The sequence below is a fragment of the Luteimonas endophytica genome (assembly GCF_029887875.1).
Lineage (GTDB): Bacteria > Pseudomonadota > Gammaproteobacteria > Xanthomonadales > Xanthomonadaceae > Luteimonas > Luteimonas endophytica.
On record NZ_JARXRM010000030.1, the window covers coordinates 122,225 to 143,968 of the forward strand.

A 21,744-nucleotide genomic window follows, 5' to 3' on the forward strand; every position below is an offset into this window, starting at 1 on the left:
GCGTCGGGGCGCGCGCGCTCAGCCCAGTGCGCGCTCGATCTCGCCGCGCAGCGACGCCGGGGCCCGATTCGGCGCGTGCCGCGAGACCACCTGGCCGTCGCGGCCGACCAGGAACTTGCTAAAGTTCCACTTGACCGCAGCGGTCCCGAGAAACCCCGGTTTCCGCGATTTCAGCCACACCCACAGCGGATGCGCGCGGCCGCCGTTGACCTCCACCTTCGCGAACAGCGGGAACGAGACCTGGTAGTTCGAAGAACAGAAACTGCGGATCTCCACCGCGTCGCCCGGCTCCTGATGCCGGAACTGGTCGCAGGGAAAGCCCAGCACCACCAGCCCCCGGTCGCGGTAGTCGCGCCACAGCGCTTCCAGCCCGGCGTACTGCGGGGTGAAGCTGCAGCGCGACGCCACGTTGACGATCAGCAGCACCCGGCCTCGATACTCGCCCAGCGACCGCTGGCGCCCCTCCAGGTCGTACGCATCGAAATCGAAGGCCGACGTGCGCTCGACGGCGGCGGCCACCTTCAGCGCGCCGCCGCCTCGACCGTCGCCGCCTCGGCGAACGGCCGGATGCCGAGCTCGGCGTGGATCGCCGCGGGCGAATAGGCGGTCGCGCCCTTGATGACCAGCGCGACCTTGCGGATGTCTGCGATGTCGCGGGTCGGGTCGCCGTCGACCAGCACCAGGTCGGCGCGCTTGCCCGGGGCGATCGAGCCCCGATCGCCGCGGGTGCCGGACACCCCGGCGGCGGTCCAGGTCGCCACCTGCAGCGCCTGCGCCGGCGTCATCCCTGCCTGCACGTAGAGCTCCAGCTCGCGCTGCAGGGTGAAGCCGGGGACCTCGTCGGTCCCCGCGACGATCGGCACCCCGGCGCGGTACATGCGGCCGACGAACTCGACCAGCTTGGCGAACGACTCGCGGTAGCGCGCGGCGGTGGCGTCGTCGGGGATGTCCATCTCCGCGGCGCGGCGGCTGCGCTGCACGTCCGGCGGCACGTGGTCCTCCACGGGCACGTAGATCGGCGACAGCTCGCCGTCTCGCTGGTGCAGGAACTCGAAGGTGGCCAGGGTCGGGTCGACCGCCACCTGCTTCTGCGCCAGCAGCGCGATGAAATCCTGCACCGGCTTGGAATCCAGGTCCAGGCCTGCGGTCCGCTCGGCCACCAGGTAGAAACGCTCGAGGGTCCGGGTGTCGGTGTCGGGGGTGACGAAGAAATTCAGCAGCAGCTGGTTGATGTGCTGAAGTTCGTCGAAGCCCAGCGCGACGACCTCCTCGGCGCGCATGAAGGCGGGCACGTGGCCGCTGACCCGCAGGCCCTTTTCGTGGGCATAGGCCACGGTGTCGCCGAGCAGTTCCCTGGGGAACGAGTTGTAGATCTTGACCTGCGGGTAGCCGTTGGCCGCGTACCAGTCCACCGCCGCCCGCGCCCCGGCGAGGTCCTCGATGACGAAGCCGTTGCGGGCCGACATCGGGCTCTCGCCCTCGATGAACCCCGCCGGCACCACCCGCGGCGACAGCAGGGTGCCCTCCCGCTCCTCCTGCATCAGTTGCTGCAGCGTGGCGTTGTCGTTGCCCATGTCGCGCACCGTGGTCACGCCCGAAGCCAGATGCAGGCCGCCGTCCCAGCGACCGGCATGGACGTGCATGTCGAACAGCCCGGGCAGCAGCACCCGGCCCGCGGCATCGACCACCTGGTCGGCTTCGCCGCCGCCGCCGGCCGCGGTCACCGCGACGATGCGGCCGTCGCGCAGCAGCACGTCGGCGCTGGCGCCCAGCTGCGCCCGTTCGCTGTCGAACACGCGCGCGTTGCGCACCAGGGTGGTCCCGGGCAGCGGCTGCGCCAGGCGCCGCTGCAAATCGACCAGGGCCTTGCCTTCCTCGGCCTTCTGCTGCGCCTCCAGGGCCGCGGCGCTGGCTTCCCAGCCCTCCTCGATCAACTGCAGGAACCCAGGAAAGATGAACGCGAACAGCCGCGGCCGCTCGCCGGTGGTCGCCCATGCGAACTGCGGGGTGAAGCCGATGCCGGTGACCGCCAGCAGCTGCACGGTGCGGGTCTCGGCGCCGTTCTCGACCACCGCCTCGGCCAGCGGGCGGGCGCGCAGCGTGCCGCTCGGGATCAGCGGCAGCCCGGCGTCGCCCTGCTCCGCCAGCGCGCCCAGCGCCACCGAGAATCCGGCCGGCGTGCCGCCCAGCGGCGTGTACAGCGCGACCCCGTCGATCTCGCGCTCCCCGGAATCCGAGGTCGAGCGCCAGCGCGCGCGGGTGCCGTCGCGGCTGAAGCGCTCGTCCACCTTCGCCCCGAACGTCGATTCGCCCTGCACCCGGTAACTGCGGTAGGTGCCGTCCTCGGCCAGGGTGTACTCCTCCCGCAGTTCGGGCCCGCGGCCGTTGTCCTTGAACACGAACTCCACCCGGGTGACGCCGTCCTCACCGGTCTCGACCAGCTGGTGACCGGCCGGAGTTCCGCCGTCGACCAGGGCGACGTAGCGCAGGCGCTCGGCGGCCCAGGCCGGGTCCGCGGCCAGCAGCAGGGCCAGCGCGGTCGCGAGGATGGGCTTCATGCGGCGTTCTCCCGGGCGCCGGGACGGGTCCGGCCGGGCCAATGTGGCCCCGCGGCGCGCCGCCGGCAATGGCCGAAGGTCACACGCCCGCCGGGACCTCCCGCCACTGCCGATGGTCACGGGTCCCGTCCACGGCGCTTGGGCTATGCTTGGGACAATCCGCACACCGGGAAGCCACATGAAGCATCCGCTCAGTCTCGCCCTGGCCATCGCCGTCGCCGGCATGGCCGCCGCCCCCGTTCTCGTCCAGGCCCAGCAGACCGCCGTGTCCGGCGCCGAGTCCCTGCAGGGCAACCCCTTCCTCGAGAAGAGCACGCTGCCACTGGAGTACCCGCACTTCGATCGCATCCGCGACGAGCACTTCGCGCCCGCCTTCGATGCCGGGATGAGGCAGAACCTGGCCGAGGTCGAGGCGATCGCCACCAACCCCGAAGCGCCGACCTTCGAGAACACCATTCTGGAGCTGGAGAAGTCCGGCCAGCTGCTCGGCCGCGCGGTGCGCGTGTTCTTCAACCTGGTCGGCACCGATACCAACGATACGCGCAAGCAGCTGCAGGCCGACTATTCGGCCAGGTTCGCCGCGCACCAGGACGCCATCGCGCTCAATCCGCAGCTGTTCGAGCGGATCGAGACCCTGCACGAGAATCGCGATTCGCTGGGCCTGGACGCCGAGGGCGTGCGCCTGGTCGAGCGCTACTACACCGATTTCGTGCGCTCCGGCGCCAAGCTCGACGATGCCCAGAAGGCGCGTCTGAAGGAGATCAATGCCGAGCTCGCCGAACTGGGCACGAAGTTCAGCCAGAACGTGCTGGCCGAAGTCAACGATTCGGCGGTGGTGGTCGACACCCGCGAGGAGCTCGACGGCCTCACCGAGGCGCAGATCTCCGCCGCCGCCGAAGCCGCCAAGTCGCGCGGACACGAAGGCAAGTACGTCATCACCCTGCTCAACACCACCGGCCAGCCGCCGCTGTCGCAGCTGACCAACCGCGACCTGCGCGAACGCATCTTCAAGGCCTCGGTGGCGCGCGGCGCGCGCGGCAACGAGTGGGACAACACCGGCATCATCGCCCAGGTGGTGAAGCTGCGCGACGAGCGCGCCAAGATGCTCGGCTATCCCAACCATGCCACCTACGTGCTCGAGGACGAGACCGCCAAGACCCCGCAGGCGGTCAACGACATGCTCGGTCAGCTCGCGCCGGCGGCGGTGGCGAACGCCCGACGCGAGGCCGCCGATCTGCAGGCGATGATCGACCAGGAACAGGCCGCCAAGGGCGAGGCCAGCTTCGAACTCGAGCCGTGGGACTGGGCCTTCTACACCGAGAAGGTGCGCCAGGCCAGGTACGATTTCGACGAGTCCCAGCTCAAGCCGTACTTCGAGATGAAGAGCGTGCTCGAGGACGGCGTGTTCCACGCCGCGAACCAGTTCTACGGGATCAGCTTCAAGGAGCGGACCGACCTGCCGAAGTACCACCCGGACACCTGGATCTACGACGTGTTCGACGCGGACGGCAGCCAGCTGGCGATCTTCATCTTCGATCCGTATGCCCGCGACTCCAAGCGCGGCGGCGCCTGGATGAACTCCTACGTCTCGCAATCCGAGCTCGAAGGCACCAGCCCGGTCGTGGCCAACCACCAGAACATTCCCAAGCCGCAGGCCGGCGAGCCGACGCTGCTGACCTGGGACGAGGTCATCACCATGTTCCACGAGTTCGGCCATGCGCTGCACGGCATGTTCTCGGATGTGACCTACCCCTACTTCAGCGGTACCAGCGTGCCGCGCGACTTCGTCGAGTTCCCCTCGCAGGTCAACGAGATGTGGGCGGACTGGCCTTCGATCCTGGCCAACTACGCCAAGCACCACGAGACCGGCGAACCGATGCCGCAGGAGCTCCTGGACAAGGTGCTCGAGACCGCCAGGTTCAACCAGGGCTTCGCCACCACCGAGTACCTGGCCGCCGCGATGCTCGACCAGCGCCTGCACCAGGCCGAGGGCGACGCGATTCCGGCCGCGGACGAGATCGTGCGGTTCGAAGCCGAAGCCCTCGCCGCCGACGGCATCGACTTCGCCGCGGTGCCGCCGCGCTACAAGCTGCCCTACTTCAGCCACATCATGGGCGGCTACTCGGCCGGCTATTACGCCTACATCTGGTCCGAGGTGCTGGACGCCAACACCGTCAAGTGGATCGAGGAGCACGGCGGCCTGACCCGCGCCAACGGCGACCGCTTCCGCGCCACCCTGCTTTCCCAGGGCGGCAGCAAGGATGCGCTGCAGCTGTTCCGCGACTTCTCCGGGGCCGACCCCGACATCACCCCGCTGCTGGAGAAGCGCGGCCTGGTGGTACCGGACACGGACGACGGCGCACCGCCCGAGGCCGAGCCGACAACGCTGCCGGCCGACTCCTGATCCAGGCCGTCGCCATCGACGCGATGCGCACGCGGGCCGCCCGGGAATCCGGGCGGCCTTTTTGCATCCCCGGGCTATAGCGGATCGGCCAGGTCGAGGAAGATCTCGCGGGCGGTCACGCCGAGGTCGGGCTGGTCGATGAAGACTCCGTCCACCCCAAGCGCGTACAACTGCAGCGCCTCGCCGACCACCGACTGCGCGACGCCGTTGGGCGCCTGGGCGAGGAAGGCCTCTTCGGCGCGCAGGGTGTAGGGATGGACCTTCAACCCCGCGGCCAGCGCGTGGCCCAGCATCGGATGGACGCGGCCGGTGGTGCGCGTGGCCAGCAACGCGCGACCGTCCCCGTCCACGTCGACCGGCGGCGCCAGCGGCGTCCGCGGCAACAGGTCGTTCTTCCACGGGCCGACGCCGCTGGCGTAGTGCGCGCTCATCCATGCCAGCACCGGCCGGGTGGCCAGCGCGCCGTAGCGGGTGCCGGCGCCGATCCCGCCTTCCACCAACTCGGCCAGCCCGCCGTACACCGCCGCCGGGTCGCTGCCCTGCGCGGCGTGCCAGGCCATGTCGTAGGGCGTGGCCTCGTCGAAGTCGCTGTAGAGCTGCATCAGCGGGAGGTCGACGCCCGCCGCGGGCATGATCCGGGTCTCGAGTTCGAGCAGGTTCTCGACCTCGAAGCTCTGGATGTAGACCTGGCGCGGATCGGTGAAACCCTCCGCCACCAGCGTCTCGACCAGCTTCGCTCCCAGCGACATGCCGATCGGCGTGCCATCCAGGCGCATGCCCTCGCGCGCGAAGTAGGTCGGATGCTTGGTTTCCGGATAGACGCCGATGATGCGCCCCGGGCGGCTCTCCCGCTTCGCCAGCCGCACCACCTCCGCGAAGGTCGGCACCTGGAAGCGGCCGTCGTAGCGCGCGTTGCGGGGCCGGACTTCGGGAATGCGTTCCCTGGCGCGCAGGGTGCGGATCTCGGCGAGGGTGAAGTCCTCGGTGAACCAGCCGGTCACCGCCGTACCGTCGACCACCTTGGTGGTCCGGCGGTCGGCGAACTCGAGGCGCTCGGCCACGTCGGTGGTGCCGGAGATCTCGTTTTCGTGGCGGGCGATCAGCACGCCGTCGCTGGTGGCGACCAGATCCGGCTCGATGAAGTCGGCGCCCTGGCGGATCGCCAGGCGGTAGGCCTCCAAGGTGTGCTCGGGGCGGTAGCCGCTCGCGCCGCGGTGGGCGATGACGATCAGGCCGTGGCGGTCGCGGTGGTGCTGTGCGGATTCGGCCCGGGCGCTCATCGCGCCGTCCTGCGCGCAGGCAGCGAAGCTGCTGGCGAAGAACAGCAGCGCGGCGACCGCGGCCGGGCATCGGTGGCGGATGACTCGGTATCGATATCGGGGGGACATGGCGTCGTGCCTCCAGGGTGGCGGGTGGGCCGGCGCCCCCTGTCCGAACCGGCCTGCGCAGGGTTGCCGGCCCAGGTTGCGCCGCGTTGACGGTCCCGCGACGAAAACGGAACCGGCCCGCACCGCGAATGTGGCCGGCGTCGCGGATCGGGCAGCGCCCGCCGCGTGGGCCCGGGAATCAGCGCGGCGCGTCGTAGCCGCCCGGCAACCCGTCGGGCGAGAGCACGAGCTGCCACAGCTGGATGCGCCTGGCCCGGAAACTGGCCATCGAGGCCGCCAGGTAGAACCGCCACATGCGCCGGAAGCGCTGGTCGTAGCGCGGCGGCAGCGTGTCCCATGCGCGTTCGATGTTGTCGCGCCAGGCCTGCAGGGTGCGGTCGTAGTCGGGACCGAAGCCGTGCCAGTCCTCGATCACGAAGCGCCGCTCGAGCGCGCGCGCGATCTGGGCCGCCGACGGCAGCATCGAGTTGGGAAAGATGTAGCGGTCGATCCATGGATCGGTGCGGTGGCGCGAGACGTTGCTGCCGATGGTATGCAACAGGACCAGTCCGTCCTTCTCGAGGCAGCGGCGTGCGAGGCGGAAATAGCGGCGATAGTTCTTGACCCCGACGTGTTCGAACATGCCGATCGAGACGATGCGGTCGAAGCGTTCGTCCAGTTCGCGGTAGTCCTGCAGCCGGATCTCGACCGGCAGCCCGGCGCACAGGCGCCGCGCGTACGCGGCCTGCTCGCGCGATATCGTCACTCCCACGCCGGCAACGCCGTAGCGTTCGGCGGCGAAGCGCAGCATCTCGCCCCAGCCGCAGCCGATGTCGAGCAGGCGCATCCCGGGCCGCAGCCCCAGCTTGCGGCAGCACAGGTCGAGCTTGGCCTCCTGGGCGGCGTCCAGATCCGTGGCGTGGCGCCAGTAGCCGCAACTGTAGACCATCAGCCGACCGAGCATCGCCGCGTACAGGTCGTTGCCCAGGTCGTAGTGACGCTCGCCGACGGCGCGCCCACGGCGCCGATCCTGCAGGTTGAAGAGCAGCGCGCGGGCGCCGTCGAGCACCTCGCCGAGGCCATGCACGCGCTCGTCCAGGCGCGCACGCATCATCCGCAGCAGCAGCCCGTCCAGCGAGCCGGTCTCCCACCACCCGTCCATGTAGGCTTCGCCCAGGCCGAGCGATCCCTGCGCCAGCACCCGGGCATGGAAACGCGCATCGTGGACCCGCAGATCCCATTCGCGGCTCCCGTCGATGCGGATGTCGGCTTGCTCCAGCAGCGCCCGCACCCGCCGCCGCAATCGTTCGCTGGTGGCCATGTTTCAGCCCCCGGTCGGCCCGCCACCAGTCTAGTCTAGCGCCCCGGGCGCCGTATTCAGCCGGTCACGAACAGGGGCTTGACCGGCTCTGCCAGATGCGCGGCGAGCACGTCCGCCGGCACCTCGACGCTGCGGGTGCCGTCGGCATAGGGAGCCACCTGGTACGGAGGAAACACGAAGCGCAGCGCCCGGATCCGGCCGTCCACCGCCATCACCGGCTCGAAGTGGGCGAAGTTGTCCGGGTCGGGGGCCGAACCCTCGTCGATCATGCGCCCGGCCGACCGGATCGTCTCGAGGCGCTGCCCCGGCTCCAGTTCCTCGGCGTCCACCCGCTGCGACAGCTCGGCGTGCAGCTGCTCGCGCACGTAACCGGCCAGCGCCTGCCAGCCGCTCTGGTCGGCGAACAGATCCTGCGCCCGCAGCAGCCGCTGCTGCCGCGGCAGCCACACGAAGCGGGCCACCAGCGGGTTGCCATGGGCGCCGCCGGTGTAGGTGCTGCCGTCGGCGGCCACCGCCACCACCCGCGGGGTCTCGGCGACCATGCGGAATTCCAGCGACAGGTCGTAGGGAGCGGGCGGACGGCCCTCGCCCATCGCGTCGACGGCGGCGGCCAGCTCGGCGCGCGCCGCCTGGGCATAGCGGTTCAGCTCGGCGGCCAGGCCCGGATAGCGGCTGGCGGCCGACGGGTAGCTGATGCCGACCACGAAGCGGGGATCGTGTTCGATGACGTCCTCGAGCTCCACCGGAACGGCCGGAGCCGCCGGGCGCGGCACGGACGCCCCGTCGGGACCGCTCATCTGCGCGTCCTGCGCCGGAGCCGGCACCTGCGGCGGCCCGGATTCACGGCGGCACGCGGCCGTCGCCAGCACCAGCATCAACACCAGGCAGATCGACCCACGCTTCATTCCGGCCCCTTCGGCTGCGGCGGCGCATCGTAGCGTCGGCGGCGTGACGAACCGATGGAGACGGCCAAAGAAAAACCCGGCCGGAGCCGGGTTTCTCTGCTTGCCGTAGCCGTGAAGGCTTACTCGGGCTGCACTTCGTCGGCCTGCAGGCCCTTCTGGCCCTGCACGACCTTGAAGGAGACCTTCTGGCCTTCCTGCAGGGACTTGAAGCCGGTGCCCTGGATCGAGCGGAAATGGACGAAGACGTCCTGGCCGCTTTCCGGGGTGATGAAGCCGAAGCCCTTGGCATCGTTGAACCACTTGACGGTTCCGGTCTGGCGATCGCTCACGTTTTGTTACTCCTCAAACACAGCTTGTTGAATTGGACACGGCCCGCGCACTGCGGCGCCGCGACTGTCGAGCAAGGGGTAACGCGAAAGCGATGGAGCGGATCGTCCCGACCGGCCGGAGCCGGGCGTACAGCCTTTGATCTACCGCATCGGAGCCACGATGTACCGTGATCCCGCTTTGAACAGTTTGGGCACCATACCCTACTTGCGGACAAAAGTGTGAATGGGGGCCTGGGGGCCGCCGGACGCCCGGGAGCCGGGCGCGGCCCGCAGCGCCGAGTACTCCGGATGGCGCTGCATCCAGGCGTCGGCATAGGAACAGCGCGGGTCGACTGCCAGCCCCGCCTCCTGCGCGTGCCGCAATGCCGCCTCGACCAGGCGCCCGGCAATCCCGCGGCCGCCGATCGCGGCCGGCACCCCGGTATGCACGATGGCCATCCCGCCGTCGACGACTTCGTAGGCGAGAACCGCGCGATGGCCATCGGCCTCGAGCGCGAACGTCGCGGCGGCGGGATCGTGGCGGATCCCTTCCGCCGGGGCCGGGTCATTCACCGGCATCGCCCCGGTGGTCGCGCTTGCCCTGGTTGATGCGGTCACGGGTGCCGACGCTGCCCTGGATCGCAGAGAGCCGCGCCTCGGCGGCATGCAGCGCTTCCGCCCGCTGTGCGGCGCCAGTGGACTGGAAGCCGGTGGCCGGGACATCGGCGGCGTCGCCGCCGACGCTCTGCCAGGGCTTTGGCCGGCGGGCCTGCTCCTGCTTGGCCTCGAGCAGGGCGCGGGTGTTCTCGAGCGCCTGCTCGGGCGTGATCCGGCGCCGGCGCCGCGGCGTTCCCGGTGTGTCGGCACGCTTGGCGGTGGCCTTCTTGGCAGTGGCCTTCTTGGCGGTGGCCTTCTTGGCGGTGGCCTTCTTGGCGGTGGCCTTCTTGGCGGTGGCCTTCTTGGCGGTGGCCTTCTTGGCGGTGGCCTTCTTGGCGGTGGCCTTCTTGGCGGTGGCCTTCTTGGCGGTGGCCTTCTTGGCGGTGGCCTTCTTGGCAGTGGCCTTGGCGGCCTTGTCCGCCGCAGCTTCGCGCTTGCGCGCGAGCTTCAGCTGCGCCTCGAAACGTCGGAGGATTTCCGCCAGCAGTTCGGCCTTGTCACGACCGCGCTGGCGATCGGTTCCGCCCGGTCCGCCCTGGTTCCCCGCGCGCCTCCGCGAGGCCGGCTTCGGCCGCTGCACCAGGTCGCGGGCGCGGTCGCGCGCCTTGCGGGCCCGCTCGATGCGGCTGCGCAGCGCGGCACTGTCGAGGCGGCGCAGCGGGTTGGCCCTGCTGTCGTCGTAGAGGCCCATCTCCGTCTTGTTGAGCAGGCTGGTCGCCCGGGTCCGGGTCATCGGCATTGGATCTCCTCGTGGAACTGTCGGGTGGTGGCCCCGGGAATAGCACAGCCCGGATCCAAGGGCGGTGACGGGACTGCCCAGGGCGGCATCAGTCAGTCACGGCCGGGAACCGCTCCGGTCTGCCCCCAGGCGTCAGAAAATTTGTGCAACGACGCACAGATTTTTCCGGCACGCTTATTGCTTCTACAACAAGCAACCCTGCGACGATCCAACCCCGAGACCGCCATGCTCGATCATTCCGGAGAACTCGAGGCAGTCAACCGCCTCTACGAACTCGCCCGCGACGGCGAGACCGACAGCAGCGAATACACCCGCCTCGACCAGCAGGTGTTCAGCGCCCTGGTCCAGACCTACGGCGCCGAGGAAGGCATCGTCCGCCAGACCGCCGTCGCGGCCTGAACCGTCTTCGAGGCGCGCTCAGCCCCCGAACGAGGGGCTGGCCAGCCGCGCCAGGAAGGTGGTGGCCACGCGCGGCTCCATCGTCACGGTGAACAGCATCCCGTAGGCGGCGCCCCAGAGGTGGGCGCTGTGGTTGACGTTGTCGCTGCCGCGCCGGTCCATCCAGATGCTGTAGCCGATGTACAGCAGCGCGAAGACGAACGCCGGGATTCCGATCGGGATCAGGAACAGGTAGATCGGCGCCCACGGCTCCAGCAGGACGAACGAGAACAGCACCGCCGAGACCGCCCCCGAGGCGCCCAGGCTGCGGTAGGCCGGGTCGTGCTGGTGGCGCATGTAGGTGGGCAGGATCGCCACCACGATCGCCGACAGGTAGAAGGCCAGGTAGCCGAGGCTGCCGATCCGCTCGGCGTAGAACGCCTCCATCGCGCCGCCGAAGAAGTACAGCGTGATCATGTTGAACAACAGGTGCATCCAGTCGGCGTGCACGAAACCGTGCGTCACCAGCCGTTCGTACTGGCGGTGGCGGTCGATCGCCGGCGGCCACAGCAGCAGCCGCTCGATCAGGCGCGGACGTTCGAACGCCCGCCATGACACCAGCACGGTGACGCCGATGATGGCGAGGGTGACGATCGATTCCATCCAGTTCCATCCGTCGCGGACGCGGGCGCGGTTCCGAAGCCTAGCAGGATATCCATCGCGCACCCCAGCGCTCCGGGGCCGCTGGCGGCACGCTGCAGCCGGGCGCGCGAACGGGCATCATGATCGCCCTTCCCGAGGCCGCCCGCGCACGATGACCCGTTTCGCTCTGTTCGCCCCGCTCCTGCTCTGGCTCCTGCCCTCCGCACCCGCCCCGGCCGCAGAACCGGCGCTCGCCGCCGAAGCCGAACGCAGCGGCTTCGTCCGCACCGGCCGGTACGCCGAAGTCGTCGAGCTGTGCGCGGCCTTCGCCGAGGCCTATCCGGATGCGGTGCGCTGCTTTGACTTCGGCACCTCGCCCGAGGGGCGGCCGATGAAGGCGCTGGCCGTCTCGCGCAGCGGGGCGCTCGATCCGCAAGCGGCACGCGAGCGCGGCCTGCCGGTGGTGCTGATGCAGGGCGGCATCCATGCCGGCGAGATCGACGGCAAGGACGCAGGCTTCCTGGCGCTGCGCCAGGTGCTCGACGGCGAGGCGGCCCCGGGTAGCCTGGAACGGCTGGTGTGGCTGTTCGTGCCGGTGTTCAGCGTCGACGGCCACGAGCGTTTCGGCGCCTGGAACCGCCCCAACCAGCGCGGTCCCGAGCAGATGGGCTGGCGCACCACCGCGCAGAACTACAACCTCAACCGGGACTACGCCAAGGCGGAGGCGCCGGAGATGCAGGCGATGCTGCGCCTGGTGGAAGCATGGGACCCGATCGCCACCATCGACCTGCATGCCACCAACGGGGCGCAGTTCGAGCACGACATCGCGATCCAGGTGGAGCCGCTCCACGCCGGCGACGAGGCGCTGCGCGAGGTCGGCCGCGCGCTGCGCGACGGGGTGATGCACGACCTCGCCGAGCAGGGCTCGCTGCCGCTGCCGTTCTACCCGTCGCTGGCGGAATACGACAACCCGGAATCGGGCTTCGAGGACGGCGTTTCCCCGCCGCGCTTCTCGACCGGCTACTTCCCGCTGCGCAACCGCCTGGCGATGCTGGTCGAAACGCACTCTTGGAAGGAGTACCCGGAGCGGGTACGCGCCACCCGCAACACCATCGTTTCGGTGCTCGAGCACGCCGCCCGCGAGGGTGGCGACTGGCTGCGCATCGCCGGCGAGGCGGACGCGCGGGCCGCGCGCCTGGGCGGCCGGCCGGTGCCGCTCGACTACCGCGCCACCGAGCGCGAGCGGCTCATCGATTTCCGCGGCTACGCCTGGACGCGCGAACCGTCGGACGTCTCCGGCGCGCCGATGACCCGCTACGACGAAACCACCCCGCAGATCTGGCGGGTGCCGCTGCGCGACGAGGTGGTGCCCGGGCGCAGCGTCGAGGCCCCCACCGGCGGCTATCTGGTGCCGCCCGCGCACGCATCCTGGGTCGGCGCCAAGCTGGCGCTGCACGGGATCGAGCACGCACGCCTGGACCGCGCGCTCCCCCGCGCCCGGCTGGAAACCTTCCGCGCCGACAGCGCGGAACTCTCGGCGACGACGCTGGAGGGTCGCCAGACCCTGGCGCTGGAAGGGGCGTGGGCACCCGAACGGCGCGACGTCCCGGCGGGCGCGCTGTTCGTGCCGATCGCGCAACCCAAGGCGCGCCTGGCGATGGCCCTGCTGGAGCCGCAGGCGCCGGACTCGTTCGCCGCCTGGGGCATGTTCAACAACCACTTCGAACGCAAGGAGTACATGGAGGCGTACGTGGCCGAGGCGGTGGCCCGCGAGATGCTGGCCGCCGACCCGGGGCTGAAGCGGGAGTTCGAGCGGCGCCTGCGCGAGGACGAGGCGTTCGCGGCCAGCCCGCGCGCGCGGCTGGACTTCTTCTATCGGCGCCACAGCGCCTGGGACGAGCGCCACAACCTGTACCCGGTCTACCGCACCGGGGCCGACCCCCGCTGATGCGGCGGCAGCACCTGCGCCTGCTTTCGCACTGGACCGCCGTGGCGCTGGCGGTGCTGGCGTTGGCGGCCTGCGCCACCTCCCCGCCGGCGCCGGCAGCCGGCACCCTGACCGTGGTCACGCTCAACCTCTACCACGACCGCGACCACTGGCCGAAGCGCCGCCCGCTGGTCATCGAGGGCCTGCGCGCGCTGCAGCCGGATGCGATCGCGCTGCAGGAGGTGCTGCAGCACGCGGCCCTGCGCAACCAAGCCGAGGACATCGCCGCCGCGCTCGGCTACCAGGCGCATTTCGTCTCCCACGACCCGGAAGCCGCGCCGCGCCGCTACGGCAACGCCATCCTCACCCGGCGGCCGGTGCTCGAGCGCGGCGGCATCCCGCTGGAACCGCCGGGGGATGCCCGCACCCTCGCCCATCTGCGCATCGACGCGGACGGACGCGCGGTGGACCTGTACGCCACCCACCTGCACCACACCCGGGACGGAACCGCGATGCGCGCCGGGCAGCTGCGCCAGGCCCTGGAGCACGTCCAGAGCCGCGCCGACGGCGCGCCGGCGGTCCTGGCCGGCGACTTCAACGCCCTGGCCGCCGCCCAGGAACTGGAACCGCTGCGCGAGCGCGGTTTCGTCGACGCGTTCGGCAGCCTGGATCCATCCGCCGATGCCGTCACCACCCTCAACCCCCACTATTTCGGCGAGCAGCGCCGCCGCATCGACCACGTCTTCGTCCGCGGACTGGAGGTGCTGGAGGCGCGCCGCGTGCTCGATACGCCCGACGCCGCCGGCACCTGGCCCAGCGACCATTTCGGCGTGTTCGTGCGCCTACGCGTGCCACGTACACGCTGAGGTCATGGGGCCGCCGCCATGCTCGCCGCCAACGCTACCGGAGCCGCGCCATGCCCGCCCGACCCGCCGCCCTCGCCTGCTGCCTGCTGCTGGCCGGCTGCCAGTCGCCGACAGCCGCCGACGCCGCTACCGGCGCCGCCATCGCCGCGGAACGGGCGATGATTCACGGGCGCGCGACCTACTACGAGAAGCTGCTGATGCCGCCCGACTCGGTGCTGCACGTGCGGCTGGTCGAACCCGATGCCGCGGCCGGAGCGCCGGCGATCGCCGAGGCGCGCTTCACCCCGCTGTCCGGCCCGCCCTACGAGTTCTCCCTGCCCTTCGACGCGACGCGCCTGCGCGAGGGCGCCAGCTATGGCCTTACCGCCACGCTGACCACGCCTCATGGCGAGCGGTTCTTCACGACCGAACGGCCGGTGCCGGTGCAGCCGCACAGCGGCGAGGTCGTCGATTTCCGCATGCTGCGCACCGATGTGCCGTGACCGGCCACGGCCAGGAGACCCGATGACCGCCATCCGCCCTGCACGCTCCCTCATCCTGGCCCTGGCGGTGCTGCCGTTGCTGGCCGCGTGCCGGCAGGCGCCGGCGCCGTCCACGGACCCGCCCGCCGGTGCGCCGGCGGCGGCCATGCCGGGACCACCAGCCGACCCCGCTTCCAGCACTGCCGCGCCGGCCGCGTCTCGTGGCGCGGTCGCGCGCTACCAGTGTGGAGAGCTCGCGGTTGGCGCGCACTTCGCCGACGACCGGAGCAGCGTCGAGCTGGCGTATTCCGGCCGTCGCCGGACGCTGTCCGCCCAGGACACGGACAAGTACGCAGACGATGCCGGCAACGTCTTCCACGCCGGGGAGCCGGCCTCGCTCGCGCTCGCCGGGGAGCCGCCACGCGAGTGCGCGCCCACCGAGCACGTGTCGCCCTGGGAGGAAGCGGCAGGTCGCGGCATCGCCTTCCGCGCGGTGGGCCAGGAACCGGGCTGGCTGGTCGAGGTCGGCAGCGGCGAATCGCCGACGCTGTCGGCGCAGCTGGACTACGGCGAGCGCCGTATCGAGGTGGATGCCGCCGTCACGCTCGAAGGCGGCAGCGGATTCCGCGGCGAGACCTCCGACGGGCGCCCGGTGGACCTGGCGATCGCACGCGCGGCCTGCGCCGACCCGATGAGCGGCGAGCGTTTCGAGGCGAGCGCCACGCTGCGCGTCGGCGAGCGCGAATACCGTGGGTGCGGCGCCTACCTCGAGGACTGAGGCGGCGCCCCCGGGTAGCACGCGCCAGGGCAGCGGCCGCTGCGGGCATCAACATCTACACCACGCGCGTGGGATGGTGGCCGTCGACGAGGGGGGCGAAACCCGGGGGCGCGGGGGCGCTACGTGGGGTCGGCGCCGGTCGCCAGCGAGGTGCCGGGCTCGCACGCGTGGGGGCGACGGCGGTCGCGACACCCCCGGCCGACCGCGAAGAACGATGCCGCCGCGGCGCCAGGCCGGGCTCACGCTCCCGAGGCGCGCTCCAGGGCTTCCCAGCGCGCATAGGCGCGCTCCAGTTCCGCCTGCCGGTCCGCCAGCGCATCGTGACGGGCCGCGATGGCGGCCTGCTCGCGGCGGTAGAACACCGGGTCCGCCATCTCCGCGGTGAGCGCCGCGAGCTCTTGTTCCAGGCGCTCGATCCGCGCCGGCAGCTGCGCCAGCTCTCGCGCGTCCTTGTAGCCAAGCTTGCGGCGGATCGGCGGCGCACAAATCTCGGTGGCGTCGCCGTCGCCAGCGCCCGCCGCCTCCGGCAGGCCGGATTTCGCCGGCGCGACCTCGTTCGGCAACGGCGCCGCGGGCGCGGCCGAGCCTGGCGACGGCGCCGCCCGTTCCGGCCGCTGCCGCAGCCAGTCGCTGTAGCCGCCCACGTATTCGCCGACACGCCCTTCGCCTTCCATCACCAGGGTCGAGGTCACCACGTTGTCGAGGAAGTCGCGATCGTGGCTGACCAGCAGCAGCGTGCCGGGGTATTCGGCCAGCAGGTCCTCGAGCAGTTCCAGGGTCTCGACATCGAGATCGTTGGTCGGCTCGTCCATCACCAGCAGGTTGGACGGCTGCGCGAACAGCTTCGCCAGCAACAGCCGGTTGCGCTCGCCGCCGGATAGCCGGGTGATCGGCGCGCGCGCGCGCTCGGGAGTGAACAGGAAATCCTGCAGGTAGCCGATGGCGTGCTTGCGCTGGCCGTTGATCTCGACGAACTCGCGGCCCTCGGCCACGTTTTCCAGCGCGTTCCAGTCCTCGCGCAGGGTGGCGCGGTACTGGTCGAAATACGCCGGCTGCAGCTGGGTGCCGAGGCGGACCTCGCCGGCCTGCGGCAGCAGTTCGCCCAGCAGCAGCCGCAACAGCGTGGTCTTGCCGCTGCCGTTCGGACCGATCAGACCGATGCGGTCGCCGCGCAGGATCGCGGTGGAAAAATCCTCCAGCAACTTCCGGCCATCGCCGTAGGCGAACGACACCTCGCGCGCTTCGATCACCTTCTTGCCGGAGGCGCCGGCCTGCACCGCCTGCATGCGCACGTTCCCCGTCAGCGCACGCCGCTGGGCGCGTTCGGCGCGCATCGCCTGCAGCCGGCGCACCCGCCCCTCGTCGCGGGTCCGGCGTGCCTTGATCCCCTGCCGGATCCACGCTTCCTCCTGCGCGAGCAGCTTGTCGAAGCGCGCGTTCTCCTGGGACTCAGCATTCAGCCGCTCCTCGCGCCGGCGCAGGTAGTTGGCCCAGTCGCCGGGCCAGCTGGTCACCTGCCCGCGGTCGATCTCGACGATGCGGGTGGCCAGCGCGCGCAGGAAACGCCGGTCGTGGGTCACGAACACCAGCGCCCCCGGCCAGCCGCGCAGGAACTCCTCCAGCCAGTCGATCGCGGCGATGTCGAGGTGGTTGGTGGGCTCGTCCAGCAGCAGCAGGTCGGGCGCCGCCACCAGCGCCCGCGCCAGCAGGACCCGGCGCTTCATCCCGCCAGAGAGCGCGGCGAAGCCGGCGTCGCCGTCCAGGCCCAGCCGGGCCAGGGTCTCGGCGACGCGCCGGTCCAGCTCCCAGCCGCCGCCGGCCTCGATCCGTGCCTGCGCCGCGCCCAGGGCGTCGGTGTCGAGGGCGTCGGCATGCAGCAGGTGGTGGTACTCGGCCAGGGCGGCGCCCAGGTCGCCCAGCCCGGCCGCGACCACGTCGAAGACGTCGCCGTCCGCCCCGGGCGGCACTTCCTGCTCCAGGCGCGCCACCCGGACCCCTTCCGCGCGGCGGACCTCGCCGTCGTCGGGCGCCTGTTCCCCCGCCAGCACCCGCAGCAGGGTGGACTTGCCGGCGCCGTTGCGGCCGATCAGGGCGATCCGCTCGCCGGGCTCGATGGACAGCGCGGCGCGCTCGAGCAGCAGGGGGCCGCCGACGCTCACGTCGACCGCGTTCAGGGTGATCAGGGGCATCGGCATAGTCTACCGGCCGGCGCCCCCGGACCCCGCATGAGCGCCTCCAGCCCCCCTGTTCGCCGGGCCCGCCAGGCAGTACATTTGCGCCACGCCGTCCCCAACCCGCGGAGCACGCCATGGCCAAGAGCCTGGACAAGAAGAAGGAAGAGAAGAAGAAGCCCGAGAAATCGCTGAAGGAAAAGCGCGCAGCGAAGAAGGAGAAGAAAGCCGGCCAGTGAGCCGGCTTTCTTCTTTCCGGCCCGGGTCCGGCGCATATCGGGCATCGGCCCTCGCATGCGGGAACGCCCGGCCAGCCGGTAGGAGCGGCCCATGGCCGCGAGGCCGCGGGTGGTTCCGCCCGGGTTTGCGGTGATACCGGCTGCGGTCTTCGTATCGGCTTTCGCGTGCATGGCACGCTCCTACGAGGTGCCGTGCGGCTGAAACGTCGCTTTCAGGAGCTGCAGGACAGCATCGAGCAGCCGGCGCGGTCGCGCGCCCAGTCCGGTCGGCGTGAAGCGAACTCCTCCTTCCCGGGCTGGTCCTCGTAAGGGTGCCGCATCACCTCCAGCAGCTCGTCCACGCCGGCCAGGTCGCCCTCGTGGGCGCGGTCGATCGCCCGCTGCGCCAGCCAGTTGCGCGGCACGTAGCGCGGGTTCGCAGCGTTCATGCGGGCGCGGCGCTGCGCCGCCGTGAGCGGATCGTGGTGCAGCCTGGCGGCGTAGCGCGCCAGCCAGGCGAGGAAGTCCGCTTCGTGCGCTCCCAGCTTCGCATCGTCATAGAACGCGTCGCGTAGCGGACCCAGCGCGGGTTCGTCGGCATCGAATTCGCTCAGCGCGCGGAAGAAGATGGTCATGTCCACTTCCGCCGCGTGCATCAGCTCGTACAGCCGCAGCGCCAGCTGCGGGTCGTCGTCGCGGCATTCGGCCAGCCCCAGCTTGCGCGCCAGGTTGTCGCGGTCGGCGGCGACGAAGGCATCGGCGAAGCGGTCCAGGCCCGCCTGCAGCGGCGCGGCATCGGCGAACAGCGATGCCACCGCCTGCGCCAGCCGCGACAGGTTCCAGTGCGCCACCCGCGGCTGCCAGCCGAAGCGGTAGCGCCTGCCCTGCGCGTCGGTGGTGTTCGGGGTCCAGTCCGGATCGTAGTCGTCGATCCAGCCATAGGGACCGTAGTCGATGGTCAGCCCCAGGATCGACATGTTGTCGGTGTTGAGCACGCCATGCACGAAACCCACCCGCATCCAGTGCGCGACCAGGACGGCGGTGCGCTCGCAGACCTCGCCGAACCATTCCCCGTAGAGCGACTCGCCGCTGCCGCGCAGGTGCAGGAAATCGCGGCGGATGGTGAAATCGACAAGCTGCCGCAGCAGCGCGGCGTCGCCACGGGAGGCCGGCAGCTCGAAGCTGCCGAAGCGGATGAACGAAGGCGCGACCCGGCAGACGATCGCGCCGGGCTCGTCGCGTGGGTGGCCGTCGTAGAACATGTCGCGCTCCACCGCCTCGCCGGTGCCGACCAGGCTCAGCGCGCGCGTGGTCGGCACGCCCAGGTGGTGCATCGCCTCGCTGCACAGGAACTCGCGGATCGACGACCGCAGCACCGCGCGGCCGTCGGCACGGCGCGAGTACGGGGTCGGCCCCGCGCCCTTCAGCTGCAGTTCCCAGCGGCTGCCGTCGACGCCCATCGCCTCGCCCAGCGAGATCGCGCGGCCGTCGCCGAGCTGGCCCGCCCACTGGCCGAACTGGTGTCCACCGTAGTTGGCCGCGTAAGGGTCCATGCCCGCGAGCAGTGCGTTGCCGGCGAACACCCGGGCGAATTCCGGGCTGCGCACGTCGGACTCGGCAAATCCCAGCGCGGCCGCCATCTCGCGGGAGTGCGCGAGCAGGCGTGGCTGCGCCACCGGCGTGGGCGAGACCCGCGACCAGGCCGCGCCGTGGACCTGGCGCAGGCGCGGCCCGGACTCCGGATCGCCGGGCAGCTCGCGCAGGAAGGCGTTGTCGAAGGTAGGCAGGTGCATGCCGGCGGAGCCTAGCAGGGCGGCCGCGAACGCCGGCTCACCGGCCGCGCTCGCGGCGCATCAGCCGGCGTTGGCGCGCGAGGGCGTAACATGCGCCCCCTGCCGGCCGACCCGGCCGCAACCGGACCCCCCGCATGACCGCCGAGAACGGCTCAGACACCCGCTTCGCCGACCTCGCCCTGCCGGAGCCGCTGCTGCGCGCCCTGGCCGATGTCGGCTACGAATCGCCCTCGCCGATCCAGGCGGCCACCATTCCGCCGCTGCTGGCCGGCCGCGACGTGCTTGGCCAGGCCCAGACCGGTACCGGCAAGACCGCCGCGTTCGCACTGCCGGTGCTGGCGCGGCTGGACCCCGCCGCGCGCAAGCCGCAGGCGCTGGTGCTGGCGCCGACCCGCGAACTGGCCATCCAGGTGGCCGAGGCGTTCCAGAAGTACGCCACCCACCTGCCCGGCTTCCACGTGCTGCCGGTCTACGGCGGCCAGGGCTACGGCCAGCAGCTGGGCGCACTCAAGCGCGGCGTGCACGTGGTGGTCGGCACCCCGGGCCGGGTGATCGATCACCTCGATCGCGGCACGCTGGACCTGTCGGAGCTGCGCTGCCTGGTGCTGGACGAGGCCGACGAGATGCTTCGGATGGGCTTCATCGACGACGTCGAGGCGGTGCTGAAGAAGACCCCGGAGAACCGCCAGGTGGCGCTGTTCTCGGCCACCATGCCCACCCAGATCCGGCGCATCGCCCAGACCTATCTGAAGGATCCGGTCGAGATCGCGATCAAGTCGAGCACCACCACCGCGCGCAACATCCGCCAGCGCTACTGGATGGTCAGCGGGGTCAACAAGCTCGACGCCCTGACCCGGATCCTCGAGGCCGAGCCCTTCGACGGCATGCTGGTGTTCGCGCGTACCAAGCTCGGCACCCAGGAGCTGGCCGAGAAGCTGGCCGCACGCGGGCTGTCGGCCGCGGCGATCCACGGCGACGTGGAGCAGAAGCAGCGCGAGAAGATGGTGCAGTCGCTCAAGGACGGGCGCATCGACATCCTGGTCGCCACCGACGTAGCCGCGCGCGGGCTGGACGTGGACCGGATCAGCCACGTGCTCAACTACGACATTCCTTACGACACCGAGAGCTACGTGCACCGCATCGGCCGCACCGGCCGCGCCGGGCGCAGCGGCGAGGCGATCCTGTTCGTGTCGCCGCGCGAACGCGGCATGCTGGCATCGATCGAGCGCGCCACCCGCCAGAAGATCGAGCCGATGGAGCTTCCCAGCGTCGAAACGGTCAACGAGCGGCGTGTGGCGAAGTTCCTCGAACGCATCGGCAGCGGCCTGGAAAGTCCCCAGGCCGGGGTGTTCCGCGAGCTGGTCGAGCGCTACGAGCGCGAGCGCAACGTACCGGCGGTCGAGATCGCCGCGGCGCTGGCGGTGCTGCTGCAGGGCGACACCCCGCTGCTGCTGGAGCCGCCGCGCGAGCGCGCCAGGGCGACGCCGGAGCGGACCGAGCGGGCGCCACGTCCGCCGCGCGACGCGGCGGGCCCCGCGCGCGGCCCGGCCGACGCGGGCGACCGCCCGCGACGGCCGCGCGAGCCCAACGCGCGCGCCCCGGAGACCGGCATGGAGACCTTCCGGATCGAGGTCGGGCACCGCCACGGCGTGCAGCCGGGCAACATCGTCGGCGCGATCGCCAACGAGGCGGATCTGGAGAGCCGCTTCATCGGCCGTATCGACATCCGCGAGGAGCACAGCCTGGTCGACCTGCCCGAGGGCATGCCGCGCGAGCTGCTCGAGCATCTCAAGCGCGTCCGCGTGGCCGGCCAGCAGCTGCGCATGCGCCGCGCCGAGGCCGCCGACACGGCAGACGCCGGCCCCCGCGCGCGCCGCCCGGCGAAGAAGCCGCCGCGGCGGGGAGCGTGATTGGTGATTGGTGATTCGGGAATCCTGATTTCGCTGTTCGGATTCGGGAATTGCGCTCGGTCGGAAAGTGATCGGCGCCACTCACGGGGTTTCGGTTCTCGGCTCCTGGGATCATGGAAACGGTGGGTTCGCGGGCGCCGCATCGGTAGTTCACTCCCGGATGTTCGGTAGCCAATCCCTCCGAAGCACACCAACGCAATGAAGCGGGAGACGTGCCGGGGGTGTTGCGGAGAGCAGACCATGGATGGCCGGACGGAAGGGCGGAGCAATACCCCCGGCGCGGCTCACGCCCCGCGCGGCTTCCGAAGCGGCTCTTCAATGTCGCTGCCCCGTGGCGACGG

Annotated in this window: 18 protein-coding genes; 7 read left to right on the plus strand and 11 right to left on the minus strand. The window is 71.1% G+C overall.

All coding sequences use genetic code 11. The annotated features are described in order from the left end of the window. Positions 1-18: 18 nt before the first annotated feature. A complete protein-coding gene (locus tag QFW77_RS09550) occupies positions 19-519 on the minus strand; it encodes a glutathione peroxidase (RefSeq protein WP_280574374.1) in 501 nt (166 codons plus the stop codon). 2 nt (positions 520-521) lie between these two features. Next, positions 522-2,558 (minus strand): amidohydrolase family protein, encoded by a 2,037-nt coding sequence (locus tag QFW77_RS09555; RefSeq protein WP_280574376.1) that lies wholly within the window; start codon positions 2,556-2,558, stop codon positions 522-524. Between the two features lie 178 nt (positions 2,559-2,736). Between QFW77_RS09555 and QFW77_RS09560 the strand changes: the two genes are divergently transcribed. Then, positions 2,737-4,962, plus strand: coding sequence for a M3 family metallopeptidase (locus QFW77_RS09560; RefSeq protein ID WP_425603308.1), 2,226 nt, complete (start codon positions 2,737-2,739; stop codon positions 4,960-4,962). A gap of 74 nt (positions 4,963-5,036) precedes the next feature. On the opposite strand, the gene QFW77_RS09565 is transcribed toward QFW77_RS09560, so the two are convergent. From QFW77_RS09565 to QFW77_RS09590, 6 genes are all read right to left on the minus strand, one after another. After that, entirely contained in the window at positions 5,037-6,350 is a 1,314-nt protein-coding gene (locus tag QFW77_RS09565; RefSeq protein WP_280574377.1) for a glycerophosphodiester phosphodiesterase family protein, read from the minus strand. 178 nt (positions 6,351-6,528) lie between these two features. Beyond that, positions 6,529-7,650 (minus strand): cyclopropane fatty acyl phospholipid synthase, encoded by a 1,122-nt coding sequence (gene cfa, locus QFW77_RS09570; protein ID WP_280574379.1) that lies wholly within the window; start codon positions 7,648-7,650, stop codon positions 6,529-6,531. 56 nt (positions 7,651-7,706) lie between these two features. Continuing rightward, positions 7,707-8,555, minus strand: a complete 849-nt coding sequence (locus tag QFW77_RS09575; RefSeq protein ID WP_280574380.1) for a DUF3298 and DUF4163 domain-containing protein — start codon at positions 8,553-8,555, stop codon at positions 7,707-7,709. Positions 8,556-8,674: 119 nt separating this feature from the next. Then, positions 8,675-8,884, minus strand: a complete 210-nt coding sequence (locus QFW77_RS09580) for a cold-shock protein (protein ID WP_280574381.1) — start codon at positions 8,882-8,884, stop codon at positions 8,675-8,677. Between the two features lie 201 nt (positions 8,885-9,085). Next, positions 9,086-9,436: a GNAT family N-acetyltransferase gene (locus tag QFW77_RS09585; RefSeq protein WP_425603309.1), complete on the minus strand. Its 351-nt coding sequence runs from the start codon at positions 9,434-9,436 to the stop codon at positions 9,086-9,088. Continuing rightward, a complete protein-coding gene (locus tag QFW77_RS09590) occupies positions 9,429-10,253 on the minus strand; it encodes a hypothetical protein (RefSeq protein WP_280574382.1) in 825 nt (274 codons plus the stop codon). The genes QFW77_RS09585 and QFW77_RS09590 overlap by 8 nt, the downstream gene beginning before the upstream one ends. Positions 10,254-10,484: 231 nt before the next feature. Between QFW77_RS09590 and QFW77_RS09595 the strand changes: the two genes are divergently transcribed. Next, positions 10,485-10,658, plus strand: a complete 174-nt coding sequence (locus QFW77_RS09595; RefSeq protein ID WP_280574384.1) for a hypothetical protein — start codon at positions 10,485-10,487, stop codon at positions 10,656-10,658. Positions 10,659-10,676: 18 nt separating this feature from the next. On the opposite strand, the gene QFW77_RS09600 is transcribed toward QFW77_RS09595, so the two are convergent. Further along, a complete protein-coding gene (locus QFW77_RS09600; protein WP_280574385.1) occupies positions 10,677-11,300 on the minus strand; it encodes a rhomboid family intramembrane serine protease in 624 nt (207 codons plus the stop codon). A gap of 151 nt (positions 11,301-11,451) precedes the next feature. Between QFW77_RS09600 and QFW77_RS09605 the strand changes: the two genes are divergently transcribed. Genes QFW77_RS09605 through QFW77_RS09620 form a run of 4 tightly spaced genes read left to right on the plus strand, consistent with a single transcriptional unit; the run spans position 11,452 to position 15,311 of the window. Further along, positions 11,452-13,227: a M14 family metallopeptidase gene (locus tag QFW77_RS09605; RefSeq protein ID WP_280574387.1), complete on the plus strand. Its 1,776-nt coding sequence runs from the start codon at positions 11,452-11,454 to the stop codon at positions 13,225-13,227. Next, a complete protein-coding gene (locus QFW77_RS09610; protein ID WP_280574388.1) occupies positions 13,227-14,072 on the plus strand; it encodes an endonuclease/exonuclease/phosphatase family protein in 846 nt (281 codons plus the stop codon). Before QFW77_RS09605 ends, QFW77_RS09610 begins: the two co-directional genes overlap by 1 nt. A 50-nt stretch (positions 14,073-14,122) precedes the next feature. After that, on the plus strand, positions 14,123-14,554 hold the full coding sequence (locus QFW77_RS09615; RefSeq protein WP_280574390.1) for a YbaY family lipoprotein: 432 nt from the start codon (positions 14,123-14,125) through the stop codon (positions 14,552-14,554). Between the two features lie 22 nt (positions 14,555-14,576). Further along, complete coding sequence (locus QFW77_RS09620; RefSeq protein ID WP_280574391.1) at positions 14,577-15,311, plus strand: hypothetical protein; 735 nt, start codon at positions 14,577-14,579, stop codon at positions 15,309-15,311. 239 nt (positions 15,312-15,550) lie between these two features. On the opposite strand, the gene QFW77_RS09625 is transcribed toward QFW77_RS09620, so the two are convergent. Both QFW77_RS09625 and QFW77_RS09630 read right to left on the minus strand, forming a co-directional pair. Beyond that, on the minus strand, positions 15,551-17,500 hold the full coding sequence (locus QFW77_RS09625; RefSeq protein ID WP_280574393.1) for an ATP-binding cassette domain-containing protein: 1,950 nt from the start codon (positions 17,498-17,500) through the stop codon (positions 15,551-15,553). A gap of 433 nt (positions 17,501-17,933) precedes the next feature. After that, complete coding sequence (locus tag QFW77_RS09630) at positions 17,934-19,493, minus strand: protein adenylyltransferase SelO (protein WP_280574394.1); 1,560 nt, start codon at positions 19,491-19,493, stop codon at positions 17,934-17,936. A 134-nt stretch (positions 19,494-19,627) separates the two neighbouring features. On the opposite strand from QFW77_RS09630, the gene QFW77_RS09635 reads away from it, so the two are divergent. Beyond that, positions 19,628-21,403, plus strand: a complete 1,776-nt coding sequence (locus tag QFW77_RS09635) for a DEAD/DEAH box helicase (RefSeq protein ID WP_331487917.1) — start codon at positions 19,628-19,630, stop codon at positions 21,401-21,403. The last annotated feature ends 341 nt before the right edge of the window (positions 21,404-21,744 follow it).

Bases quoted from the DNA above. Each gene is read 5' to 3' on its own strand.
- QFW77_RS09590 (WP_280574382.1), bottom strand. From the start codon at position 10,253: ATGACCCGGACCCGGGCGACCAGCCTGCTCAACAAGACGGAGATGGGC.
- cfa (WP_280574379.1), bottom strand. From the start codon at position 7,650: ATGGCCACCAGCGAACGATTGCGGCGGCGGGTGCGGGCGCTGCTGGAG.
- QFW77_RS09605 (WP_280574387.1), top strand. From the start codon at position 11,452: ATGACCCGTTTCGCTCTGTTCGCCCCGCTCCTGCTCTGGCTCCTGCCC.
- QFW77_RS09555 (WP_280574376.1), bottom strand. From the start codon at position 2,558: ATGAAGCCCATCCTCGCGACCGCGCTGGCCCTGCTGCTGGCCGCGGAC.
- QFW77_RS09615 (WP_280574390.1), top strand. From the start codon at position 14,123: ATGCCCGCCCGACCCGCCGCCCTCGCCTGCTGCCTGCTGCTGGCCGGC.
- QFW77_RS09560 (WP_425603308.1), top strand. From the start codon at position 2,737: ATGAAGCATCCGCTCAGTCTCGCCCTGGCCATCGCCGTCGCCGGCATG.
- QFW77_RS09630 (WP_280574394.1), bottom strand. From the start codon at position 19,493: ATGCACCTGCCTACCTTCGACAACGCCTTCCTGCGCGAGCTGCCCGGC.
- QFW77_RS09620 (WP_280574391.1), top strand. From the start codon at position 14,577: ATGACCGCCATCCGCCCTGCACGCTCCCTCATCCTGGCCCTGGCGGTG.
- QFW77_RS09625 (WP_280574393.1), bottom strand. From the start codon at position 17,500: ATGCCCCTGATCACCCTGAACGCGGTCGACGTGAGCGTCGGCGGCCCC.
- QFW77_RS09595 (WP_280574384.1), top strand. From the start codon at position 10,485: ATGCTCGATCATTCCGGAGAACTCGAGGCAGTCAACCGCCTCTACGAA.
- QFW77_RS09600 (WP_280574385.1), bottom strand. From the start codon at position 11,300: ATGGAATCGATCGTCACCCTCGCCATCATCGGCGTCACCGTGCTGGTG.
- QFW77_RS09610 (WP_280574388.1), top strand. From the start codon at position 13,227: ATGCGGCGGCAGCACCTGCGCCTGCTTTCGCACTGGACCGCCGTGGCG.
- QFW77_RS09635 (WP_331487917.1), top strand. From the start codon at position 19,628: ATGACCGCCGAGAACGGCTCAGACACCCGCTTCGCCGACCTCGCCCTG.
- QFW77_RS09565 (WP_280574377.1), bottom strand. From the start codon at position 6,350: ATGTCCCCCCGATATCGATACCGAGTCATCCGCCACCGATGCCCGGCC.
- QFW77_RS09575 (WP_280574380.1), bottom strand. From the start codon at position 8,555: ATGAAGCGTGGGTCGATCTGCCTGGTGTTGATGCTGGTGCTGGCGACG.